At 69.4% G+C, this 21102-nt stretch carries 18 protein-coding genes; 8 read left to right on the top strand and 10 right to left on the bottom strand.

Annotated features, from left to right (window positions below):
• Position 1: 1 nt before the first annotated feature.
• A complete protein-coding gene (locus GV015_RS15790; protein ID WP_159879271.1) occupies positions 2–865 on the bottom strand; it encodes an ADP/ATP-dependent (S)-NAD(P)H-hydrate dehydratase in 864 nt (287 codons plus the stop codon).
• A gap of 140 nt (positions 866–1005) precedes the next feature.
• Here GV015_RS15790 and GV015_RS15795 point away from each other — a divergent pair, with 140 nt between their 5' ends.
• Entirely contained in the window at positions 1006–2082 is a 1077-nt protein-coding gene (locus GV015_RS15795; RefSeq protein ID WP_159879273.1) for an NADH:flavin oxidoreductase/NADH oxidase, read from the top strand.
• 75 nt (positions 2083–2157) lie between these two features.
• Here GV015_RS15795 and GV015_RS15800 read toward each other — a convergent pair whose 3' ends face one another.
• The 3 genes from GV015_RS15800 to GV015_RS15810 all read right to left on the bottom strand — a co-directional run bounded on the left by GV015_RS15800 (position 2158) and on the right by GV015_RS15810 (position 5986).
• Complete coding sequence (locus tag GV015_RS15800; protein WP_064295254.1) at positions 2158–3207, bottom strand: hemolysin family protein; 1050 nt, start codon at positions 3205–3207, stop codon at positions 2158–2160.
• Positions 3204–4523, bottom strand: coding sequence for a hemolysin family protein (locus tag GV015_RS15805; RefSeq protein ID WP_137243333.1), 1320 nt, complete (start codon positions 4521–4523; stop codon positions 3204–3206). The genes GV015_RS15800 and GV015_RS15805 overlap by 4 nt, the downstream gene beginning before the upstream one ends.
• Before the next feature lie 149 nt (positions 4524–4672).
• Entirely contained in the window at positions 4673–5986 is a 1314-nt protein-coding gene (locus tag GV015_RS15810; protein ID WP_159880341.1) for an MFS transporter, read from the bottom strand.
• Between the two features lie 203 nt (positions 5987–6189).
• Between GV015_RS15810 and GV015_RS15815 the strand changes: the two genes are divergently transcribed.
• Positions 6190–7035 (top strand): LysR substrate-binding domain-containing protein, encoded by an 846-nt coding sequence (locus tag GV015_RS15815; RefSeq protein ID WP_124770211.1) that lies wholly within the window; start codon positions 6190–6192, stop codon positions 7033–7035.
• A gap of 15 nt (positions 7036–7050) precedes the next feature.
• Here the strand turns inward: GV015_RS15815 and GV015_RS15820 are convergent, their stop codons facing one another.
• Both GV015_RS15820 and GV015_RS15825 read right to left on the bottom strand, forming a co-directional pair.
• Positions 7051–7350, bottom strand: a complete 300-nt coding sequence (locus GV015_RS15820) for a hypothetical protein (RefSeq protein WP_079707238.1) — start codon at positions 7348–7350, stop codon at positions 7051–7053.
• Positions 7351–7398: 48 nt separating this feature from the next.
• Positions 7399–8838 (bottom strand): GuaB1 family IMP dehydrogenase-related protein, encoded by a 1440-nt coding sequence (locus GV015_RS15825; protein WP_159879275.1) that lies wholly within the window; start codon positions 8836–8838, stop codon positions 7399–7401.
• A 134-nt stretch (positions 8839–8972) separates the two neighbouring features.
• Between GV015_RS15825 and GV015_RS15830 the strand changes: the two genes are divergently transcribed.
• Together GV015_RS15830 and GV015_RS15835 are read left to right on the top strand one after the other, a co-directional pair.
• Positions 8973–12740 (top strand): multifunctional oxoglutarate decarboxylase/oxoglutarate dehydrogenase thiamine pyrophosphate-binding subunit/dihydrolipoyllysine-residue succinyltransferase subunit, encoded by a 3768-nt coding sequence (locus tag GV015_RS15830; RefSeq protein ID WP_201299400.1) that lies wholly within the window; start codon positions 8973–8975, stop codon positions 12738–12740.
• A 136-nt stretch (positions 12741–12876) separates the two neighbouring features.
• Positions 12877–14580 carry a sodium:proton antiporter gene (locus tag GV015_RS15835; protein WP_159879279.1) on the top strand — a complete coding sequence of 568 codons (1704 nt, stop codon included), beginning with the start codon at positions 12877–12879 and terminating at the stop codon, positions 14578–14580.
• Between the two features lie 16 nt (positions 14581–14596).
• Here the strand turns inward: GV015_RS15835 and GV015_RS15840 are convergent, their stop codons facing one another.
• Positions 14597–14848, bottom strand: coding sequence for a zf-HC2 domain-containing protein (locus GV015_RS15840; protein WP_079707242.1), 252 nt, complete (start codon positions 14846–14848; stop codon positions 14597–14599).
• Positions 14845–15534: a sigma-70 family RNA polymerase sigma factor gene (locus GV015_RS15845; protein ID WP_079707243.1), complete on the bottom strand. Its 690-nt coding sequence runs from the start codon at positions 15532–15534 to the stop codon at positions 14845–14847. The genes GV015_RS15840 and GV015_RS15845 overlap by 4 nt, the downstream gene beginning before the upstream one ends.
• 43 nt (positions 15535–15577) lie before the next feature.
• Here GV015_RS15845 and aroA point away from each other — a divergent pair, with 43 nt between their 5' ends.
• From aroA to bcp, 3 genes are read left to right on the top strand one after another with little or no spacing between them, the layout of a single operon-like run.
• On the top strand, positions 15578–16927 hold the full coding sequence (gene aroA / locus GV015_RS15850) for a 3-phosphoshikimate 1-carboxyvinyltransferase (RefSeq protein ID WP_159879281.1): 1350 nt from the start codon (positions 15578–15580) through the stop codon (positions 16925–16927).
• Between the two features lie 4 nt (positions 16928–16931).
• On the top strand, positions 16932–17993 hold the full coding sequence (rsgA, locus tag GV015_RS15855; protein WP_079707245.1) for a ribosome small subunit-dependent GTPase A: 1062 nt from the start codon (positions 16932–16934) through the stop codon (positions 17991–17993).
• A gap of 13 nt (positions 17994–18006) precedes the next feature.
• On the top strand, positions 18007–18486 hold the full coding sequence (gene bcp / locus GV015_RS15860; RefSeq protein ID WP_159879283.1) for a thioredoxin-dependent thiol peroxidase: 480 nt from the start codon (positions 18007–18009) through the stop codon (positions 18484–18486).
• 38 nt (positions 18487–18524) lie between these two features.
• Here the strand turns inward: bcp and GV015_RS15865 are convergent, their stop codons facing one another.
• Positions 18525–18950, bottom strand: coding sequence for a hypothetical protein (locus GV015_RS15865; RefSeq protein ID WP_137243338.1), 426 nt, complete (start codon positions 18948–18950; stop codon positions 18525–18527).
• A gap of 193 nt (positions 18951–19143) precedes the next feature.
• On the opposite strand from GV015_RS15865, the gene GV015_RS15870 reads away from it, so the two are divergent.
• On the top strand, positions 19144–19392 hold the full coding sequence (locus GV015_RS15870) for a WhiB family transcriptional regulator (RefSeq protein WP_056012627.1): 249 nt from the start codon (positions 19144–19146) through the stop codon (positions 19390–19392).
• A 77-nt stretch (positions 19393–19469) separates the two neighbouring features.
• On the opposite strand, the gene GV015_RS15875 is transcribed toward GV015_RS15870, so the two are convergent.
• Positions 19470–20969 carry a sensor histidine kinase gene (locus GV015_RS15875; RefSeq protein ID WP_079002802.1) on the bottom strand — a complete coding sequence of 500 codons (1500 nt, stop codon included), beginning with the start codon at positions 20967–20969 and terminating at the stop codon, positions 19470–19472.
• Between the last annotated feature and the right edge of the window lie 133 nt (positions 20970–21102).

Below are 21102 nucleotides of genomic sequence, written 5' to 3' on the forward strand. Positions count from 1 at the left end.
TTCAGCGCAGGAGACCACCGACGACACCGCGCACCGCTTCGGCCACGTCGAGCGCGGCCAGCGGGCCCTCGGCTGCCGCGGCATCCCCGGCAGCCGCGTGCAGCAGCACCCCGCTGGCGGCGACGCTCGCCAGGCAGCCGGGGTCGGCGAGCACGCGCTCGGCGTTCGTGGCGACGAGCGCACCGATGATGCCGGCCAGGGCGTCGCCGGTGCCGGCGGTCGCGAGCCACGGCGATCCGCCGGAGACCGTGATGGCGTCACCGTCCGGCGCGACCACGTGGGTCGTGCCGCCCTTCAGCACCACGACGATGCCGAGGCGGGCGGCAACGTCGGCCGCGTACGACACCGGGTCGGCACGGATGGCCTCGACCTCGGCCGGGCTCCCCAGGCCGCTCAACATGGTCGCCAGTTCACCGACGTGGGGCGTGGCCACGATGCGCCACGACTCGTCGACACCGAACGCCCGCTGGTGGGCACCTGCGGCGACGCGACGGAGTGAACCGGCATCGGCGACGACCGGCTCGCCCCCGTGCAGGGCGGCGTCGAGCAGGGCGCTCTCCTCGCGGGTCAGCTTGCCGGGGTCCATGCCGGAGCCGATGAGCCACGCCTGCACGCGCCCCTCCGCCGTCACGATCTCGGGGCGGCGCTGCAGCACGAGGTTCGCCGGTCGGTCCGCACCGAGGTACCGGACCATGCCGACGCCGGTGCGGATCGCCGCCTCGACGCCGATCACGGCGGCACCCGGGTAGCGGTCCGACCCGGTCACGACGCCGAGGACGCCCCGGGAGTACTTGTCCGATTCGGCGTCGGGCACGGCGATCCAGTCGCGGGCGTCGGCAGGGGTCCAGAGTCGCGGTTCGGCCATGCCATCACCCTAGGCCAGTCGTCGCGGCGGACTGACGCTGAGCCGTCGATCGTTGGTCATCCTGCAGGCGGGAATCCGAACGCATTCCGGAACGTTGGGCCGGGTGGCGACGCCCGTCGCCCCGAGACCCGAGGAGTTCCGTGCCCCAGCTGTTCGATCCGATCACCATCCGCGACCTCACCATCCCCAACCGCCTGTGGATCGCCCCGATGTGCCAGTACAGCGTCGCCGCCCAGGACGGCGTCCCGACCGACTGGCACCTCGTGCACCTCGGCCAGTTCGCGGCGGGCGGCTTCGGCCTCGTCATCTCGGAGGCGGCTGCGATCAGCCCCGAGGCCCGGATCTCGCCCCAGGACGCAGGCATCTGGAACGACGAACAGCGCGACGCCTGGCGACGGATCACCGCGTTCATCACCGAGCAGGGTTCCGTGCCCGGCATCCAGCTCGCGCACGCCGGCCGGAAGGCCTCCACGTTCGCCCCCTGGGGCACCGACGGACAGGGCAGCGTCCCGATCGAGGACGGCGGCTGGTCGACCGTCGCCCCGTCGCCCGAGGCCTTCCCGGGCTACGCGGTGCCGGAAGCCCTCGACGATGAGGGCATCGACCGCGTCGTCGACGACTTCCGGGCGGCGGCCGTCCGGTCGGTCGACGCCGGCTTCCAGGTGATCGAACTCCACGCCGCGCACGGCTACCTGCTGCACCAGTTCCTCTCCCCGCTCGTCAACCACCGCGAGGACGGCTACGGCGGCTCGCTCGAGAACCGGGCCAAGCTCCTCCTGCGGGTCGTCGATGCGGTGCGCGAGGTCCTCCCGGCCGGTCTGCCGTTGTTCGTCCGATTCTCGGCCACGGACTGGGTGGACGACGGATGGGACGAACACCAGACCGCGACCGTCGCCGCCTGGTGCGCCGAGCGCGGGGCCGACTTCTTCGACATCTCCACCGGCGGAGCCGTCGGCGGCGTCCGCATCCCGCTCTCCCCCGGGTACCAGGTCCCGTTCGCCGCGCACATCGGGTCGACGGGTGTCGACACGAGCGCCGTCGGACTCATCACCGACGCCCAGCAGGCCGCGGCCATCGTCGCCGACGGGCAGGCGGAGGCGGTCATGGTCGCCCGCGAGGCGCTCCGTGATCCGCACTTCGCGTTGCGCGCCGCCACCGAGCTCGGTGTGGAGGTGGCCTGGCCGGGCCAGTACGAGCGGGCCAAGCCGCGCGCCTGAGCGCGACCCCGACACGACGACGGCCCGCACGCGATCGCGTGCGGGCCGTCGTCGTGTCCGTGCTCCGGCGTCCGATCAGCGACGCCGGGTGGCGTCCTGGACCTCGCCGACGAGCTCCTCGATGATGTCCTCGAGGAAGAGGACCCCGGTGGTGGCGCCCGCTTCGTCGAACACCCGGGCGACATGTGCTCCCGAGCGGCGCATCGTGGTCAGTGCGTCTTCGACGTCCGAATCCTCGAACACCGACACGAGCTGCCTGATGTGCTTCGCGGGCACCGGGCGCTCCTCGTCGCCACTGCCGTCGAGGTCGTCGTACCGCAGGACGTCCTTCAGGTGCAGGTAGCCGATCGGCACCGACTCGTCGTCGACGATCACGTAGCGGGAGTAGCCGTACTTGGCGACGGCGCGCTCCACGTCCGAGGGGGTGGCCTCCTCCGTCAGCGTGATGAGGCTCCCGAGCGGCAGGGCCACGTCGTGGACCTTCTTCTCGGTGAACTCGAACGCCGCCACGAGCGCACCCGTCGAGTCGGTGAGCACACCCTCGCGGGTGGACTGGTCGACGATGGTCGCCACCTCGTCGAGCGTGAAGGCACTGGCAGCCTCGTTCTTCGGCTCCACCCGGAACAGACGGAGGACGGCGTTCGCGGTCGCGTTGAGGGACACGATGATCGGACGGAAGACGCGCGCCACGAAGACGAGCGGCGGAGCGAGCAGCAGGACCGCACGATCCGGGATCGAGAAGGAGAGGTTCTTCGGGACCATCTCGCCGAAGACCACGTGGAGGTAGGAGACGAGCAGCAGCGCGATGATGAACGCCACCGTGCCGATGGTCTCCTCGGGCCAGCCGGTGAGCGCCAACGGCACCTCCAGCAGGTGGTGGATCGCCGGCTCGGAGACGTTCAGGATGAGTAGCGAGCAGACGGTGATGCCCAACTGACTCGTCGCCAACATGAGCGTGGCGTGTTCCATGGCCCACAGCGCGGTCTTGGCGCTCCGGCTCCCCTGCTCGGCGAGGGGTTCGATCTGCGACCGACGCGCGGAGATGACCGCGAACTCGGCGCCGACGAAGAAGGCGTTCGCGAGCAGCAGCACCACGAGCCAGGCGATTCCTGCCCAGTCGCTCATACGTCACCACCGTCCTCCGACACGACGGGTCTCGGGGTGAATCGGATCCGATCGATCCGTCGGCCGTCGAGTCGCTCCACGCGGAGCGTGCCGTCCTCGAGCTCGAGCTCGTCGCCTGAGACCGCGAGTCGTCCGAGTTCGCTCATGACGTAGCCCGCGACCGTCTCGTACGGACCGTCTTCGGGGACACGCACGCCGGCGCGCTCGAGGAGCTCGTCGGGACGGAGGCTGCCCGGGAAGGTCGTGGAGTCGCGTCCGCGGACCACCCCGGCACGCGAACGGTCGTGCTCGTCGGCGACCTCGCCCACGAGTTCCTCGACGAGGTCCTCGAGGGTGGTCACGCCGGCGGTGCCGCCGTACTCGTCGACCACGACGGCCATCTGGTAGCCGCGTCCGCGCAGCTGCGAGAGCAGTACGTCCAGCTTCATCGTCTCGGGGACGCGCAGGGCCGGCGACTGCAGGGCCGAGACGGGCACCTCGCCGCGTCGGTCGCGCGGGACCGCGATGGCCTGCTTCACATGCACGACACCGGTGATGTCGTCGACGTCGGCATCGGTGACCGGGAAGCGCGAGTGGCCGGTCGACCTCGCGAGGGCGAGCACCGCCTGGGCGGGTTCGCCGCGCTGGATCGACGCGATGCGCGGCCTGGGCGTCATGACGTCCGACGCATCGTGGCTCGAGAAGCGGAGGGTGCGGTTGAGCAGGGTCGCGGTGTCGGCCTCGAGTGTGCCCTCGAGCGCCGATCGACGCACGAGGGACGACAGCTCCTCGGCCGTCCGGGCTCCCGACAGCTCCTCCTTGGGCTCGATGCCCATCGACCGCAGCAAGCCGTTGGCACTGCCGTTGAGGACGACGATGGCGGGCTTGAACACCCAGGTGAAGGCCGTCTGGAACGGGACGACGAACTTGGCCGTCTGTCGGGGCAGCGCGAGCGCGAAGTTCTTCGGGACGAGCTCGCCGATGATCATGCTGAGCAGCGTGGCGAGGGTGATCGCGACGATCGTCGCCACGACGGCGACGACGCCCTCGGGGATCCCGATGGAGCCGAGCGGACCGGCGAGCATCGACGACAGCGCCGGCTCCATGGTGTACCCGGTGAGGAGGGTGGTCAGGGTGATCCCGAGCTGCGCGCTCGACAGGTGCGTCGAGGTGATCTTGAGCGCGGCGATCGTCATCGTCAGGCGGGTCTCGCCACGGTCGCGGCGGGCCTCGAGGTCGGCGCGGTCGAGGTTCACGAGCGCGAACTCGGAGGCGACGAAGAAGCCCGTCCCGATGGTCAGTACGAGGCCGACGCCGAGCATGATCCACTCAGACATGACGATCCCGTCCGTGCTGAGCGGTCGATGCCGGAGTGGGGGTTCCGTCGCCCGGGTGGGCGGTCGTCGCCCGTGATCGGGTCAGCACGGGGCTGGGATGGTGGCCGGGGGATCTGTCTGAAGGAGGGTCGTCCATTGTGCGGACGAGTCTATCGGACATCCGCGGCTGTGGACCCCGGATTTCCGGGGTTCTTCTCAGCCTCCGCGAGACGCCGGCGCTCCTCGGCCGCGCGACGCTTCCGACGCCGCAGGAGGAGGAACCGCACGCCGATGCACGCCGCGGCGAGCGCCGGGACCCCACCCGAGACGATCATGCCCACGTGTGCCCCGGCGACCTCGACGAGCCACCCCATGAGCGGACCGCCGATCGACTGTCCGCCGAGCAGCACCAGGATGTACAGCGACATCACCCGGCCACGGATCGCCATGTTGGACGACAGCTGGACGAGTGAGTTCGCCGCCGTGATGAAGAGGAGGTTCGCGACCCCGCCCGCGACGAGCAGGAGGGCGAAGGGGAGGAGCACGGGCATCGCCCCGGCGGCCGCCTGCAGGACGCCGACCGCCGCCGCCGCGACGATCACGATGCGCAGGTCCACACCCCCGCGCCTCGTCGACGCGAGCGCACCGGTCAGCGCGCCGACGGCGACGAGGGCGTTGAGGAACCCGTAGCCGCTCGCGCCGATGTCAAAGACGTCCGAGGCGTAGGCGGCGAGCAGGACCGGCAGGTTGAACGCGAACACCGACATGAACGCGACCATGATGACCGTCCACCGGATGGCCGGCTTCCGCATGGCGTACCCGAGTCCCTCCTTGAGCTGGCCCTTCGCCTTCGCGACGACCGGCGTCGGGACGAGTTCCGAGACACGCATGAGCGCCAGGGTGAGCACGACGCCGGAGCAGGCGAGGGCGTTGATCGCGAAGGACCACCCGGAACCGACGGCGGTGATGAGGACACCACCGACGGCCGGACCGACGAGCTGGCCGAGCTGGAAGACGGCGGAGTTGAGGCTGATGGCGTTCCGCAGTCTCGCCGGGCCCACGAGCTCGTTCACGAACACCTGCCTCGCCGGGTTGTCGACGACGGTGACGAGACCGAGCATGAAGGCGATGACGTAGATGTGCCACACCTCGACCGCGCCGCTGAGCGTCAGGATCGACAGCGCGACCGCGAGGACGGCGGCGAGCGACTGCGTGATCATGAGCAGCACGCGCTTGGAGTAGCGGTCCGCGATCACGCCGCCGAGCAGTCCGAACAGCAGCATGGGCGCGAACTGCATGGCGACCGTGATCCCGACGGCGGCGACGCTGCCGGAGAGCTCGAGGACGAGCCAGTCCTGCGCGATGCGCTGCATCCCGATCGCGGTCGTCGCGACGATGTGCCCGATCGTGAAGAGTCGGAAGTTCGGGACGCGGAGCGAGGAGAAGGTGTCCCGCCAGGCGGGACGCTCCCCCACGATCGGCATGGGGGCGGTGGGCGGTGGTGGAGCGACGGCGGTGTCGGATGGAGGGGTCACGGAGAGGGCCAGCGTTTCGTATGTCGAGTGCGTGTCGTATGGGTGGAGCCGCGGAGGCCGTCGGCTCCCGTCCACGCTATTGCCGACGCGACCATTTCCGAGCAGGATGATCCCTATCAGTCCTATTCGATTCCCGAATGATCGGCTCACGCATGTTCGACCCCGCCCTGCTGCGCACCTTCCTGGCCGTCGCCGAGACGAAGAACTTCACGCGCGCCGCCGCACAGCTCGGGTTGAGCCAGCCGACGGTCAGTCAGCAGATCCGACGGCTCGAGGAGGCTGCCGGCCGGTGGCTCGTCGTCCGGGACACGAGAGCGGTCCGCCTGACCGACAACGGTGACGCGATGGCCGGGTTCGCGCGCACCATCCTCGCTGCACACGCCTCGGCGGAGAGCTACTTCACCGGCTCGGCGATGAGCGGTCGCCTCCGCTTCGGGGCCGCCGACGACCTCGCGATGACCCAGCTCCCCCGGATCCTGCGCCACTTCCGTCAGGGTCACCCGCAGCTGAACCTCGAACTCACCGTGAACCAGAGCGGGCCGCTCTACCGTCGGCTGAAGGCGGGCGCCCTCGACCTCATCTTCATCAAGATGCACCCCGGCCAGAACGAGGGCAAGCTCGTGCGGACCGACTCGATGGTCTGGGTCGGTCTCGAGAAGACCACGATCGAGCCGGGCCAGCCCGTCCCCCTCATCGCCTATCAGGACCCGAGTCTCTCCCGGCAGCTGGCGATCGACGCCTTGGAGGACGCCGGGCGCACCTGGCGGATCACCTGCAGCACCCGTGAGGTGAACGGCGTGCTCGCGGCGGTGCGGGCCGGGCTCGGTGTCGCGGTCTTCCCGCGCAGCCTGATCCCGAGCGACCTCGTCATGCTGAGCAACCGGCTGGAACTCCCGACCCTGGGCGGCGTCGACTTCACCCTGCTCGCGAACCCGTTGGCGGCGGCCGGCCCGGTGGAGGCGCTCTCCTCGGCCATCATGGACCGGTCGCTCGCCTGAACGAGCACGCGGCGGTCAGGCGTCGACGGACTCCGACGCCTCGGCGAAGGGTGCGGGGATGAGGTAGGTTTCGCGGACCTCGGCCGATTCGTGCGGGCCGCTGCCGTCGGGCGGCGTGAAGGGTTCGTCGAACTCGACGATCCACGTCGTCAGCTGTTCGGTCCACACCGAGATGAACGCCGCAGCACGCTGGCGGCCGGGTGCGACGATGACCCCGGAGGCACGCTCCCCCGTCGAGGGATCGGATCCCGGGTCCACGAGCACGAGGACCTGCATGCCGACACCGAACCCGTGCGTCCCACCGTTCACCACCATGGGCCCATCATCCCACCGCGGTCGTGCGTGTTGCACCAGCGCCCCGGCTCACCAGGAGACGGGCAGCGCCTTGCCCTCCTCGTACCCGGCGGCCGACTGGACGCCGACGATGGCGCGCTCGTGGAAGCCGGGGACCGAGTCGGCACCCGCGTAGGTGAACGACGAGCGCACCCCGGCGGTGATCATGTCGAGGAGGTCCTCGACCGAGGGCCGGAGCGGGTCGATCGTGATGCGGGAGGACGAGATGCCCTCGGCGAAGAGCGTCTTCCGCGCGAGTTCGAACGGGTCGAGTCGGCCGAAGCGCTCGTGCACGGCCTTGGTCGACGCCATGCCCCAGCTCTCCTTGTAGAGCGACCCGTCGGCGGCGCGCTGCAGTTCACCGGGGGCTTCGATCGTGCCTGCGAACCAGGAACCGATCATGACCGAGGACGCGCCGGCCGCGAGGGCGAGGGCGACGTCGCGGGGGTAGCGGACACCACCGTCCGCCCAGACCTTCGCGCCGAGCGCGCGGGCGGTCGCGGCCGTCTCGAGCACGGCCGAGAACTGCGGACGCCCGACCGCCGTCATCATCCGCGTGGTGCACATCGCACCGGGTCCGACACCGACCTTGAGGATGTCCGCACCGGCGTCGACGAGGTCCTGCACCGCGACGGCGGACACGACGTTGCCGGCGACGATCGGGAGGCCGAGACCGAGGGCACGGACGGCCGCGATCGCCCGGAGCATGCCCTCCTGGTGCCCGTGGGCGGTGTCGATCACGAGGACGTCCACCCCGGCGGCGGCGAGCGCCCGCGCCTTCACGGCGACATCGCCGTTGATGCCGATCGCCGCGGCGACCCGCAGTCGGCCCGACGCGTCGAGCGCCGGCGTGTAGATGGTCGACCGGAGCGCGCTCGTCCGGCTGAGGGTGCCGACGACGGCGCCGTGGTGCAGCACGGGCGCGAACTCGAGGTCGGCGGCGACCATGAGGTCGAACGCGGCCCGGCCACCGGTCACGTCGTCGGCGTCGATCGAGGCGAGCGACCCGCGAGCGAGGTCGCCGAGCCGTGCGTCGGGCAGCGCCGTGGCGAGACGTGCGGCCGGGATGCAGCCGGCGAAGGCGTCGCGCTCGTCGTGGAGCACGATGCCGTGACCGGCGACCGCGGGGATGAGGCGTAGGGCGTCGGCCGCGGTCTGATCGGCGCGCATGATCAGCGGGGTGTCGAAGGCGACCGGCTGCTCCTTGACCCAGCGGATCGCCGCGTCGAGCTCTTGGAGCGGCATGTCCTGCGGCAGGACGCCGAGTCCGCCGCGCCGCGCCAGTGCCGCCGCGAGGCGTGGCCCGGTGACGGAGTTCATGTTGGCGGAGACGATCGGGATCGTGGCGCCGGTGCCGTCGTCCGGAGCCAGGTCGACGTCGAGCCGACTCGTGATCCCGGAGCGGCTGGGGACGAGGAACACGTCCGAGTACGTCAGGTCGTGGCTGGGAATCTCACCGATGAACCGCATGAGAACACCGTATCCCGACCGGCGTCCGAGCCGCACCGACGACGGAATGGGTTTAGGCTTGATGACTGGATCGTGCGGGCATGTTCCCTGCCTGCAAACAGTGAGAATTCAACGGAGAGAGTGGGCGATCGACGGTGTCGAGCCAGATGACCGGAGTGGGCGCCGATGACGGCGCAACGAACGAATTCGGAGCCAATGAATGGCTCGTCGACGAGATGTACGAGCAGTACCTCGTCGACAAGGATTCCGTGGACCGCTCCTGGTGGCCGATCCTCGAGCACTACCGGCCGGTGAACGGCGCAGCCCAGGGAACGACGGGCGGCCAGTCGGACGGCGGTGCGGCGTCCGCCGGCACCACGGCGTCGGCCCCAGCGCCTGCGGCGGCGGACGAGGCGGCCCGGGTCAACCCGCCGACGGCCCCGATCCAGGTCATCGGCGCGCAGCCGGTCGCCCGCACCACCTCGGTCCAGGCGAAGCCGGCCCCGATCCCGGCCGACGCCCCGATGACGAGCCCGAACCAGGTCCAGCAGCCGAAGAGCGACCAGACCGAACCCGCGCCGGAGGACGTCGACAAGGTCACCGTGCTGAAGGGCATGGCCAAGTCGCTCGCCACCAACATGGACGCGAGCCTGACGGTCCCGACCGCGACGAGCGTGCGCACCATCCCGGCGAAGCTGATGATCGACAACCGCATCGTCATCAACAACCACCTGAAGCGCGCCAGAGGCGGCAAGGTCAGCTTCACCCACCTCATCGGCTGGGCCCTCATCCAGGCGTTGAAGGACTTCCCGAGCCAGAACGTCTACTACGAGGAGACCGACGGCAAGCCCACGGTCGTCGCCCCGGCGCACATCAACCTCGGCATCGCCATCGACCTCCCGAAGCCCGACGGCTCCCGTGCCCTCATGGTGCCGGGCATCAAGCGCGCCGACACCCTCACCTTCAACGAGTACCTCTCGGCCTACGAGGACCTCGTGACCCGCGCCCGCAAGGGCAAGCTCACCGGAGCCGACTTCCAGGGCGTCACGATCTCGCTCACGAACCCCGGTGGCATCGGGACCGTGCACTCGGTCCCCCGCCTCATGAAGGGCCAGGGCTGCATCATCGGCGCCGGTGCCCTCGAGTACCCGGCCGAGTTCCAGGGCGCCTCCGAGCGCACGCTCAACGAGCTCGCGATCGGCAAGACGATCACGCTCACGAGCACCTACGACCACCGCGTCATCCAGGGTGCCGGCTCGGGCGAGTTCCTCAAGGTCGTCCACGAGCTGCTCATCGGCAGCCGCAGCTTCTACCAGGACATCTTCGCCGCGCTCCGCATCCCGTACGACCCGATCCACTGGTCGCCCGACATCAGCGTCGACCTCGCCGACGCCGTCGACAAGACCGCCCGCGTCCAGGAGCTCATCAACGCGTTCCGCGTCCGCGGCCACCTCATGGCCGACATCGACCCGCTGGAGTACGTGCAGCGCTCGCACCCCGACCTCGAGATCGAGACCCACGGCTTGACCTTCTGGGATCTCGACCGCGAGTTCGTCACGGGCGCCTTCGGCTCGGCCCGCACGGCCAAGCTGCGCGACATCCTCGGCGTCCTCCGCGACTCGTACTGCCGCACCACGGGCATCGAGTACATGCACATCCAGGACCCCGCGCAGCGCAAGTGGATCCAGAGCAAGGTCGAGCGCAAGTACGAGAAGCCGACGCACGACGAGCAGATGCGCATCCTCGGCAAGCTCAACGAGGCCGAGGCCTTCGAGACCTTCCTGCAGACGAAGTACGTCGGTCAGAAGCGCTTCAGCCTCGAAGGCGGCGAGTCCACCATCGCCCTCCTCGACACCATCCTCCAGGGTGCGTCGCAGGCCCAGCTCGACGAGGTCGCGATCGGTATGGCCCACCGCGGCCGCCTCAACGTCCTCACGAACATCGCCGGCAAGACGTACGGTCAGATCTTCCGCGAGTTCGAGGGAACGCAGGACCCTGCGAGCCACGGTTCCGGCGACGTGAAGTACCACCTCGGCACCGAGGGCACCTTCAAGGCCGAGGACGGTCGCGAGATCCCGGTCTACCTGGCAGCGAACCCCTCGCACCTCGAGGCCGTCAACGGCGTGCTCGAGGGCATCGTCCGCGCGAAGCAGGACCGCGGGCCGATCGGCGCGTTCGGCACCCTCCCGATCCTCATCCACGGCGACGCGGCGATGGCCGGTCAGGGCGTCGTCCTCGAGACGATGCAGCTGTCCCAGCTGCGCGGCTACCGCACGGGCGGCACGGTCCACGTCGTCATCAACAACCAGGTCGGATTCACCACGCCTCCTGGCGAGGGCCGCTCCTCCATCTACAACACCGACGTCGCGAAGACCATCCAGGCGCCGATCTTCCACGTGAACGGCGACGACCCCGAGGCCGTCGTGCGGGTCGCGGAGCTGGCCTTCGAATACCGCCAGGAGTTCAAGCGCGACGTCGTCATCGACCTCGTGTGCTACCGCCGACGCGGCCACAACGAGGGCGACGACCCGTCGATGACGCAGCCGCTCATGTACAGCCTCATCGAGGCCAAGCGCTCCGTGCGCAAGCTGTACACCGAGGCGCTCGTCGGCCGCGGCGACATCACCGAGGAGGAGTACGAGGCCGCGCACCGCGACTTCCAGGACCGCCTCGAACGCGCCTTCATGGAGACGCACGCCGAGCAGACCTCGCCGACGCCGATCCCGACCGAGGTCCTCGACGAGGACGGCTACTCCGGCGAACTCGAGACGACCGGCGTCTCCGAGGGCGTCGTGCAGCTCATCGGCGACGCGTTCAACAACAAGCCCGCCGGGTTCACCGTGCACCCGAAGGTGCAGCAGCTCCTCGAGAAGCGTCTCGACATGAGCCGCAACGGCAACATCGACTGGGGCTTCGGAGAACTGCTCGCACTCGGATCGGTACTCATCGAGGGCACCCCGGTGCGGATGTCCGGACAGGACTCCCGCCGCGGCACCTTCGTGCAGCGTCACGCCGTCCTCCACGACCGGGTCAACGGCCAGGAGTGGCTGCCGCTCGCGAACCTCAGCGACAACCAGGCCCGCTTCTGGATCTACGACTCGCTCCTCAGCGAGTACGCGGTCATGGGCTTCGAGTACGGCTACTCGGTCGAACGTGCCGACGCGCTCGTGCTGTGGGAGGCGCAGTTCGGCGACTTCACCAACGGCGCGCAGACGATCATCGACGAGTTCATCTCCTCCGCCGAGCAGAAGTGGTCGCAGCGGTCGAGTGTCACGCTCCTCCTCCCCCACGGCTACGAAGGCCAGGGCCCCGACCACTCGTCCGCGCGGATCGAGCGGTTCCTGCAGCTCTGCGCCGAGGACAACATGACCGTCGCCCGGCCGTCGACCCCCGCGTCGTACTTCCACCTCCTGCGTCGCCAGGCGTACGCCCGCCCGCGTCGGCCGCTCGTCGTCTTCACCCCGAAGGCGATGCTGCGTCTGCGTGGCGCGACCAGCCCGGTGGCGGACTTCACCTCCGGCCGCTTCGAGCCGGTGATCGACGACGCACGGATCACCGACAAGGCCGCGGTCAAGCGGGTGCTCCTGCACTCCGGGAAGATCCACTACGACCTCCTCAGCGAGCTGCAGAAGCAGCCGAACGACGAGATCGCCCTCGTCCGCGTCGAGCAGTTCTACCCGGTCCCGGTGGCCGAGCTGAACGCCGTGGTCGCGCAGTACCCGAACGCCGAACTGGTGTGGGTACAGGACGAGCCGGAGAACCAGGGCGCGTGGCCGTTCATCTGCCTGGAGGCCGCCAAGCACCTCGAGGGTCGGACGATCCGCAACGTGTCGCGCACCGCGTCCGCCTCCCCCGCCACGGGTTCGGCGAAGCGTCACGCCACCGAGCAGGCGGAGCTCCTCCGCACCGCGCTGTCGCTCTGACCTCAGCCGCACGACCGACGACCGCCTGTTCCGACAGGCGGTCGTCGTCGTCTGCGTCGTCGTCCGGACGCGGGTGGTCAGCACGGCGACAGCGATCCGTGAGTGGGCGGTGAGCCACCGCCAATAGGCTGACGCCATGGACTTCGCATTCCTCGCCGTCGTCGCGGTGGTGACCATCGTCGCGGTGGCCCGCTTCGCGAACAAGCTGCGCGTGGCAGCCCCGCTCATCCTCGTCCTGGTCGGGCTCGCTCTCAGCTATCTGCCGTTCGTGCCGGACGTCGAGGTCAAGCCGGAGTGGATCCTCGCCGGCGTGCTGCCACCGCTCCTCTATTCGGCCGCCGTCAACGTGCCCCTGGTCGACTTCCGCCGCAACCTCAAGGCGATCTCCGGGCTCTCGGTCGTCCTCGTCGTGGTGTCGTCGGTCCTCATCGGCTGGATCCTGTCGACGATCCTCCCCGACCTGAGCCTGGCCGCCGGCATCGCCCTCGGTGCCGTCGTCAGCCCGACCGACGCGGTCGCCGCGACCTCCATCGGTAAGCGACTGGGCATGCCGTCGCGCCTCGTCAGCGTCCTCGAGGGCGAGAGCCTCGTGAACGACGCTTCTGCCCTCGTCCTCCTGCGCTCCGCCATCGCCGCGACCGCCGGCACGGTCTCGTTGTGGGGTGTCCTGGGCGACTTCGCCTATGCCGTCGCGCTCGCGATCGCGATCGGGATCGTCGTCGGGTTCATCACGGTCCGGATCCGATCCCGCCTGGGCGACCCGGTCCTGACGACGGTCATCTCCTTCGCCGTGCCGTTCATCGCGTATCTGCCCGCAGAGCACTTCCACGCCTCAGGCGTCCTGTCGGTCGTGGTCGCCGGACTCTACACCGGGCATCAGAGCGCGAAGTACTTCACCGCCCAGGACCGCATCAGCGAGCGCATCAACTGGCGGACGACGCAGTTCCTCCTCGAGAACGGGGTGTTCCTGCTCATGGGGCTTGAGCTCGAGGCCATCGTCTCGCAGGTGGAGCAGGACGACCTCGGCATCTGGTCGTCGATCGGCCTCGGGTTGCTGACCGCCATCACCCTCATCGTCGTCCGCATCGTGTTCGTCGGCGTCCTCGTCTGGTCGTTGCGACGCGATGAACGGGAGGCCCTCGCCCGGCGGCCGAGACTGGAGCAGGTCTCCGCACGCCTCGAGGAGCATCCGACGGAGAACGCGCGATCGGCCAAGCGCAAGGCCGCCTTCTCGAGGTCGATCGCCCGGCGGAGCGCCGACCTGGACTTCCTGCAACGTGAAGGACTCGGGTGGCGGGGCGGCGCGGTGCTCGCCTGGGCGGGGATGCGTGGTGTCGTCACGATCGCCGCCGCGCAGTCGCTGCCACTCGACACCCCGTATCGGGCGGAGCTGGTGCTCATCGCGTTCACGGTCGCGATCGTCACCCTCCTGCTCCAGGGCGGATCCCTCCCGTTCGTCATCCGGCTGACCCGGGTCGGCGGGACGGACGAGCAGGCGGCGATGGCGGAGCTGGCCGGTCTCGTCGAGGAGATCTCGACCGTCGGTGTGGCCGCCCTCGACGACCCGCAGCTGCGCACGGACGGCGGGGAGCCGTTCGACTCCGCGGTCGTCGACCGGGTGCGCACGAGCAGCCTCATCCGCGTCGAGTCGGCGGCGGAACGCACCGATGCCGGCGTGGGCCCGCACGAGCAGTTCCGACAACTGCGACGCCGAGTGCTCGACGCCGAACGCGATGCGCTCCTCGATGCGCGGGCGACCGGCAGCTACTCCTCCGAGGTGCTGGCGAAGGCGCAGCGGATGCTGGACGTCGAGGAGTCACGCCTCGACGGCGCAGGGTGACGCGGTCGGTCCGTCGTCAGGCGCTCTCGTGGGTGGCCTGGGTGGCCCGCAGCGACGCCAGGACCTGGTTCTTCAGGTCTTCGGGTGCCGTCTCCTTGCACGCCCGCTGGACGGCCTCGGTGAGGGTCTGCGCGACGAGCGCCTCGTTCTGACACTCCGGGCAGTTCGCGAGGTGCTCGCGGATGTCGGCCGCTTCGGTCGTGCACACCTCGTGACGGAGGTACTCCTCGAGGTCCTTCTTGGCCTTGTCGCAGCCGCAGTCGCTCATTTCTTGCTCCCCTGCTTCGTCACGGTGAACCCCCGGGACTCGGCGTAGTCGGCCAACAGGTCGCGGAGGAGTCGTCGGCCACGGTGCAGACGACTCATCACGGTCCCGATGGGCGTTTTCATGATGTCGGCGATCTCCTGGTAGGCGAAGCCCTCCACGTCGGCGAGGTACACCGCGAGGCGGAAGTCCTCCGGAATGGCCTGCAACGCGTTCTTCACGTCGCTGTCCGGCAGGTGATCGATCGCTTCGGCCTCGGCCGAGCGGCTGGAGGTGGCGCTGATCGACTCGGCGCCGCCCAACTGCCAGTCCTCGAGGTCGTCGATGGTGCCCTGGTACGGCTCGCGCTGCTTCTTCCGATACGTGTTGATGTACGTGTTCGTGAGGATGCGGTAGAGCCACGCCTTGAGGTTGGTGCCCTGTTCGAACTGCGCGAACGCGGCGAAGGCCTTGACGAACGTCTCCTGGACGAGGTCCTGAGCGTCCGACGGGTTCTTCGTCATGCGCATGGCAGCGCCGTACAACTGATCGATGAACGGCAGTGCCTGTGCTTCGAACAGTGATCGGGGGTCCGGCTCGGCCGGAAGGGCTTCTGGGTCGACGGAGGTCATCACCGGCCAGTCTACGGCCAGCGCCAGACGGCCGTGATCGGCCTCCGTCACCGGTCGTTCCAGTACCGCTGTGGACATCCGCTCCTCCTTCTGCTCTCGACCCCGACTACTGTTGGAACCAATGTTGACCAATCCGTATTCCGCACCAGATTTCGACGTGTACGGCGATGCCGAACCCGAGCACGACGACGCCGCCTGGCCGGCGCCCGTCGCGGACGGGCCGGTCGATGCGACCGTGTCCCTCCCGGGCTCGAAATCCCTCACGAACCGCGAGCTCGTCCTGGCCGCCCTGGCCAACGGACCGTCGCTGCTCCGTGCTCCGCTCCACTCGATGGACAGCACCAACATGGTGGAGGCGCTCCGCGCACTCGGGACCACCATCGTCGAGCGACCCGCGTCGGGCGCGTTCGGCAAGGACTGGCTCGTCACGCCGGGCGAGCTGTTCGGCAGCACGACCGTCGAGTGCGGGCTCGCCGGCACCGTCATGCGGTTCGTCCCGCCGCTGGCCGCCCTCGCCCTCGGGCCGACCGTGTTCGACGCCGACCCCTCGGCCAGGAACCGGCCGATGGCCACCATGATCGGCTCGCTCCAGGCGCTCGGCGTCGACATCAGCGACGACGGGCGGAAGGCGCTCCCCTTCACGGTGCACGGCACAGGCACGGTCGCGGGTGGCAAGCTCACGATCGACGCGTCGTCGTCGAGCCAGTTCGTGTCCGGCCTCCTGCTGGCCGCGGCCCGCTTCGAGCAGGGTCTCCACCTCGTCCACGAGGGCGAGCGTCTGCCGAGCCTGCCACACATCGAGATGACCATCGCGGCCCTCGCGGCCCGCGGGGTCACCGTGGAACAACCGGCTGTCGGTGAGTGGGTCGTCGCCCCCGGCACGATCGCCGCGCTCGACGTCGACCTCGAGCCCGACCTCTCCAACGCCGCACCGTTCCTCGCGGCGGCGCTCGTCACCGGCGGAAGCGTCACGCTCCGCGGCTGGCCCACCTCCACCACGCAAGTCGGTGCCGACCTGGCGGACCTCCTGCCCCGCTTCGGCGCGACGGTCACCCTGGACGGCGACCGCCTCACCGTCACCGGCGGCGAGCGGATCACCGCGGTCGACCTCGACCTGACCACCGGCGGCGAGCTCGCGCCCGCCCTCACCGCGCTCGCGGCACTCGCCGACGGACCGTCGACCATCACGGGCATCGGGCACATCCGTCACCACGAGACCGACCGCCTCGCGGCCCTCGCGACGGAGATCAACAAGCTCGGGGGCGCCGTCACGGAGCTGCCGGACGGCCTCCGCATCGAGCCGCGCCCCCTCCACGGCGGCGAGTGGTCGAGCTACCACGACCACCGCATGGCGACCACAGGAGCGATCCTCGGTCTCGTCGTGCCCGGGGTCACCATCGAGAACGTCGCCACGACCGCGAAGACGCTCCCACAGTTCACCGAACTGTGGCACGCGATGCTCGGGGGCTGAGCCGATGAGCTGGTGGGACGACGGCGTCGACGACGACGAGCCGGAACTCGACGAGTCGAGCATCAGGATGCGGCCGAACCCGAAGGCGAACCGCCCTCGGACGAAGACGCGGCCCGAGCACCTCGATGCACTGACCGCACGCGTCCTCGCGGTCGACCGCGGTCGCTACACCGTGCTCCTCGACGAGGGCACGCCCGAGGAGCGCGTCCTGACGTCGACACGCGCTCGTGAACTCCGCAAGCAGGCCATCGTGACCGGCGACCGGGTCGATGTCGTCGGCGACACCTCGGGTGCCGAGGGCACGCTGTCGCGCATCGTGCGGATCGTGCCGCGCACGACGCTGCTCCGCCGCAGTGGCGACGACACCGACGCCATGGAGCGCGTCGTGGTCGCCAACGCCGACCAGATGCTCATCGTCGTCGCCGCCGCGAACCCCGAGCCTCGGGCCCGACTCGTCGACCGCTACCTCGTCGCCGCCTACGACGCGGGGATCACCCCGATCCTCTGCATCACGAAGACGGACCTCCAGGACCCCGACGAGTTCCTCGCGAACTTCGCCGGGCTCGGCCTGCGCGTGTTCCGCAGCCGGGAGGACGACGTCCCGCTCACCGAGATCACTGAGGCCCTCATCGGCCACGACACGGTCTTCGTCGGCCACTCGGGCGTCGGCAAGTCCACCCTGGTCAACGCACTCGTCCCGACCGCTGAGCGCGCCACAGGGCATGTGAACGTCGTCACCGGGCGCGGGCGCCACACCTCCTCCTCGACCGTCTCGCTGCGCATCGAGGCGCCCGGAGGGTCCGGGTGGGTCATCGACACCCCGGGCGTCCGCTCGTTCGGTCTCGGACACGTCGACACCGCCAACATCCTGAAGTCGTTCACCGACCTCGCGGAGATCGCCCTCGAGTGCCCGCGTGGCTGCACCCATCTGCCCGACGCGCCCGACTGCGCGATCATCGAGGCCGTCGCCGAGGGACGGCTCGGGGAGAACGGCCCGGCACGCCTCGACTCGCTCCAGCGGCTGCTGGGCACCTTCGCGACGATCAAAGCCGACCAGTACTCCTGACTAGGCTTGGGGTATGCCTGAACCCCTCCGTCTGTCCGCCGGCGACCCGGCCCCCGCGTTCACCCTCACCGACCAGGACGGCGCCAGCGTGTCCCTGTCCGACTTCGCCGGACGACGGGTGATCCTCTACTTCTACCCCGCCGCGATGACGCCCGGCTGCACCACCCAGGCGTGCGACTTCCGCGACAACCTCGCATCGCTCGGCGGTGCCGGGTACGTGGTGCTCGGCGTCTCGAAGGACTCCGTCGAGAAGCTCAAGGCCTTCCAGGAGGAGGACGGGCTCACGTTCCCGCTCCTCAGCGACCCGGAGCTGACGGTCCACCAGGCGTACGGAGCCTACGGTGAGAAGAACTCGTACGGACGTATCGTCACGGGGGTCCTCCGCTCGACGTTCATCATCGACGAGACGGGCACCCTCACCCTCGCCCGGTACAACGTCAAGGCCACCGGCCACGTGAAGAGCCTCCGCAAGGCCCTCGGCCTCGACGCCTGACGCGTCGCTGCTGGACCATCACGACCGACCCGTCGCGCTCAGATCTCGCGTCGGGTCACGGCGGCGACCGCGGGCGTGAACAGGAGCCCGAGGACGGCCAGCGACGGCAGCAGCAGGAACCACCCGATCGCGGGTTGCGCGAAGACCCCTTGGAACGCGCCGACGGCGACGGCGATCTGCACGAGCTGCCAGGTGACCGCTCCCCCGCGGATCCAGCTCCGTCCGCGGATCGCGCCGAGGGCGAGCGCCGTGACGAACGCCGTGGCGATGAGCAGGATCACGAAGATCGCCAGCGCGCTCGTGAACGATGCCGGCGTCGCCGCGACCAGCTCGAAGAGGAACCAGGCCGAGAGACCGATCATGAGCAGCGCCTCGGCGACGAGCAGGACGATGAAGGCCAGCACCGCCGGACGACGACGCTCCTCCGGGTTCGGAGCGGAGGCGGCGTTTCGATCGGTACTCACAGGGTTCACCCAAACTTGACTATTGATTTGCTCTTACCGATATGAAACCATGTTTGAGGCCGACATGAGGTCCACGAGGGTGTGGACAGATCCCGAATCCCGGACGATCATCCCCCTCGCATTTCGGCTTTCGCTTCCCGAGACCCCTCACTCGGTTGAAGAAATCTCACCATGCAATAAAAGGAGCTCCCCTATGGATTGGCGCGATAAAGCTGCCTGCCTGACCGTCGACCCGGAATTGTTCTTCCCGGTCGGGAACACCGGTCCGGCGGTCGATCAGATCGACAAGGCGAAGGCCGTGTGCGCCACCTGCAGTGTCACGGAGCTCTGCCTCCAGTACGCGCTCGAGACCGGCCAGGACTCCGGCGTGTGGGGCGGCCTCAGCGAAGACGAGCGTCGCGCCCTCAAGCGTCGCGCTGCTCGCGCTCGCCGCGCCTCCTAGTCGCAGACGAGAACCCCGGGTGCCGAACGGCCCCGGGGTTCTCGCACGTCTGCGGCCGTTCGTGACGGACCAGGACCTCAGCTCTTGGCGACCCAGCGCATCGGGATCGCGATCGTGACCTCGGTTCCGCTCCCCATGAGCGTGTGCCAGTCGATCGTCCCGCCCAGTTCACCCTGAATGAGCGTCCGCACGATCTGGGTGCCGAGACCGGACCCGACCTTCCCCTCCGGGAGCCCGACGCCGTTGTCGCGGACCTGCACGCTCAGCAGCTCGTCCGTGCGGTCGGCCGTGATCTCCACGTCGCCGTCGCGGCCGTTCAGGCCGTGCTCCACCGCATTGGTCACGAGTTCGGTGAGCGCGAGGGCGAGTGGCGTCGCGTACTCGCTCGGGAGCACGCCGAACGAGCCGGAGGACTTCGGGCGGACCGTGGTGTTGTGCGAGCTCGCCACTTCGGCGATGAGCAGGAGCACGCGCTCGAAGACCTCGTCGAAGTCGACGTTCTGATTGAGCCCCTCGGACAGCGTGTCGTGCACGACCGCGATGGCGGCCACGCGCCGCATGGCCTGCGTGAGGGCGTCGTGGGCGTCCTCCGAGTGGGTCCGCCTGGCCTGGATCCGCAGGAGCGACGCGACCGTCTGGAGGTTGTTCTTCACCCGGTGGTGGATCTCGCGGATCGTCGCGTCCTTGGTGATGAGTTCCTGCTCCTGGTGACGCAGTTCGCTGACGTCGCGGCAGAGCACGATCGCGCCGACCCGCTCGCCGCGGCTCCGCAACGGGATCGCCCGGAGGGAGACCGTCACGCCCTTGTCCTCGATGTCGGTCCGCCACGGCGCCCGACCGGTGACGACGAGTGGCAGGGACTCGTCGACGGTGACGGTCCCCGTCCCGGAGAGCAGATGGGTCGTGACGTCCGCGAGCGACTCGCCCTCAAGTTCTTCGGCGAATCCGATCCGGTTGAAGGCCGAGAGCGCGTTGGGGCTGGCGAAGGTGACGGTGCCGTCGACATCGAGACGGATCAGGCCGTCGCTCGCGCGCGGCGCACCCCGGCGCGGTCCGGTCGGCGCTCCGAGATCCGGGAAGTCGCCGACCGCGATCATCTCGAACAGGTCGCTCGCGCAGTCGTTGAACGTGAGTTCCTGGCGGCTGGGCGTCCGAGCCTCACCGAGATTGGTGTGGCGGGTGATGACCGCGATCGGTCCGTCGGCATTGGTCGTCTCGGTCGGAGATATCCGCCGGGCGACGGGTACGGCACGAACCCTGGTCGGGGTCTCTTCGTACCAGTCCGGTGCTGACGACTCGATGATCCGTCCACTCTCGAAACAGTCGGTGACCTGCTTGCGCCATTCCTGCTTGATGGATTGCCCGACGAAGTCGCGATAGAAGAGTGTCGCGGCACTCGACGGACGCGAATGCGCGACCGCTATGAAACTGCCGGAATCGGTCGGTACCCAGATGACGATATCGGCGAACGCCAGATCCGCGAGGAGTTGGCTGTCCGCGAGCAGCATGTGCAGCCACTCCACGTCGGCCGCACTGGAGCGGCCCTGGGCGAGAACGAGATCACTGAGCGTCGACACGATTCCAGTCTAGGCTCGGCCGGCCGACACCGAGTGCGCCGAGCGTGCCCTGACGACCACTGTCAGGCAGGCGTGGAACGGCGACGGCGCTCAGCGGCCCGTGGGGGGCCGCTGAGCGCCGTCGCCGGACGTG

Origin of the sequence: Plantibacter sp. T3, from assembly GCF_902506515.1 — a bacterium.
GTDB classification, from domain to species: Bacteria; Actinomycetota; Actinomycetes; order Actinomycetales; family Microbacteriaceae; genus Plantibacter; species Plantibacter auratus.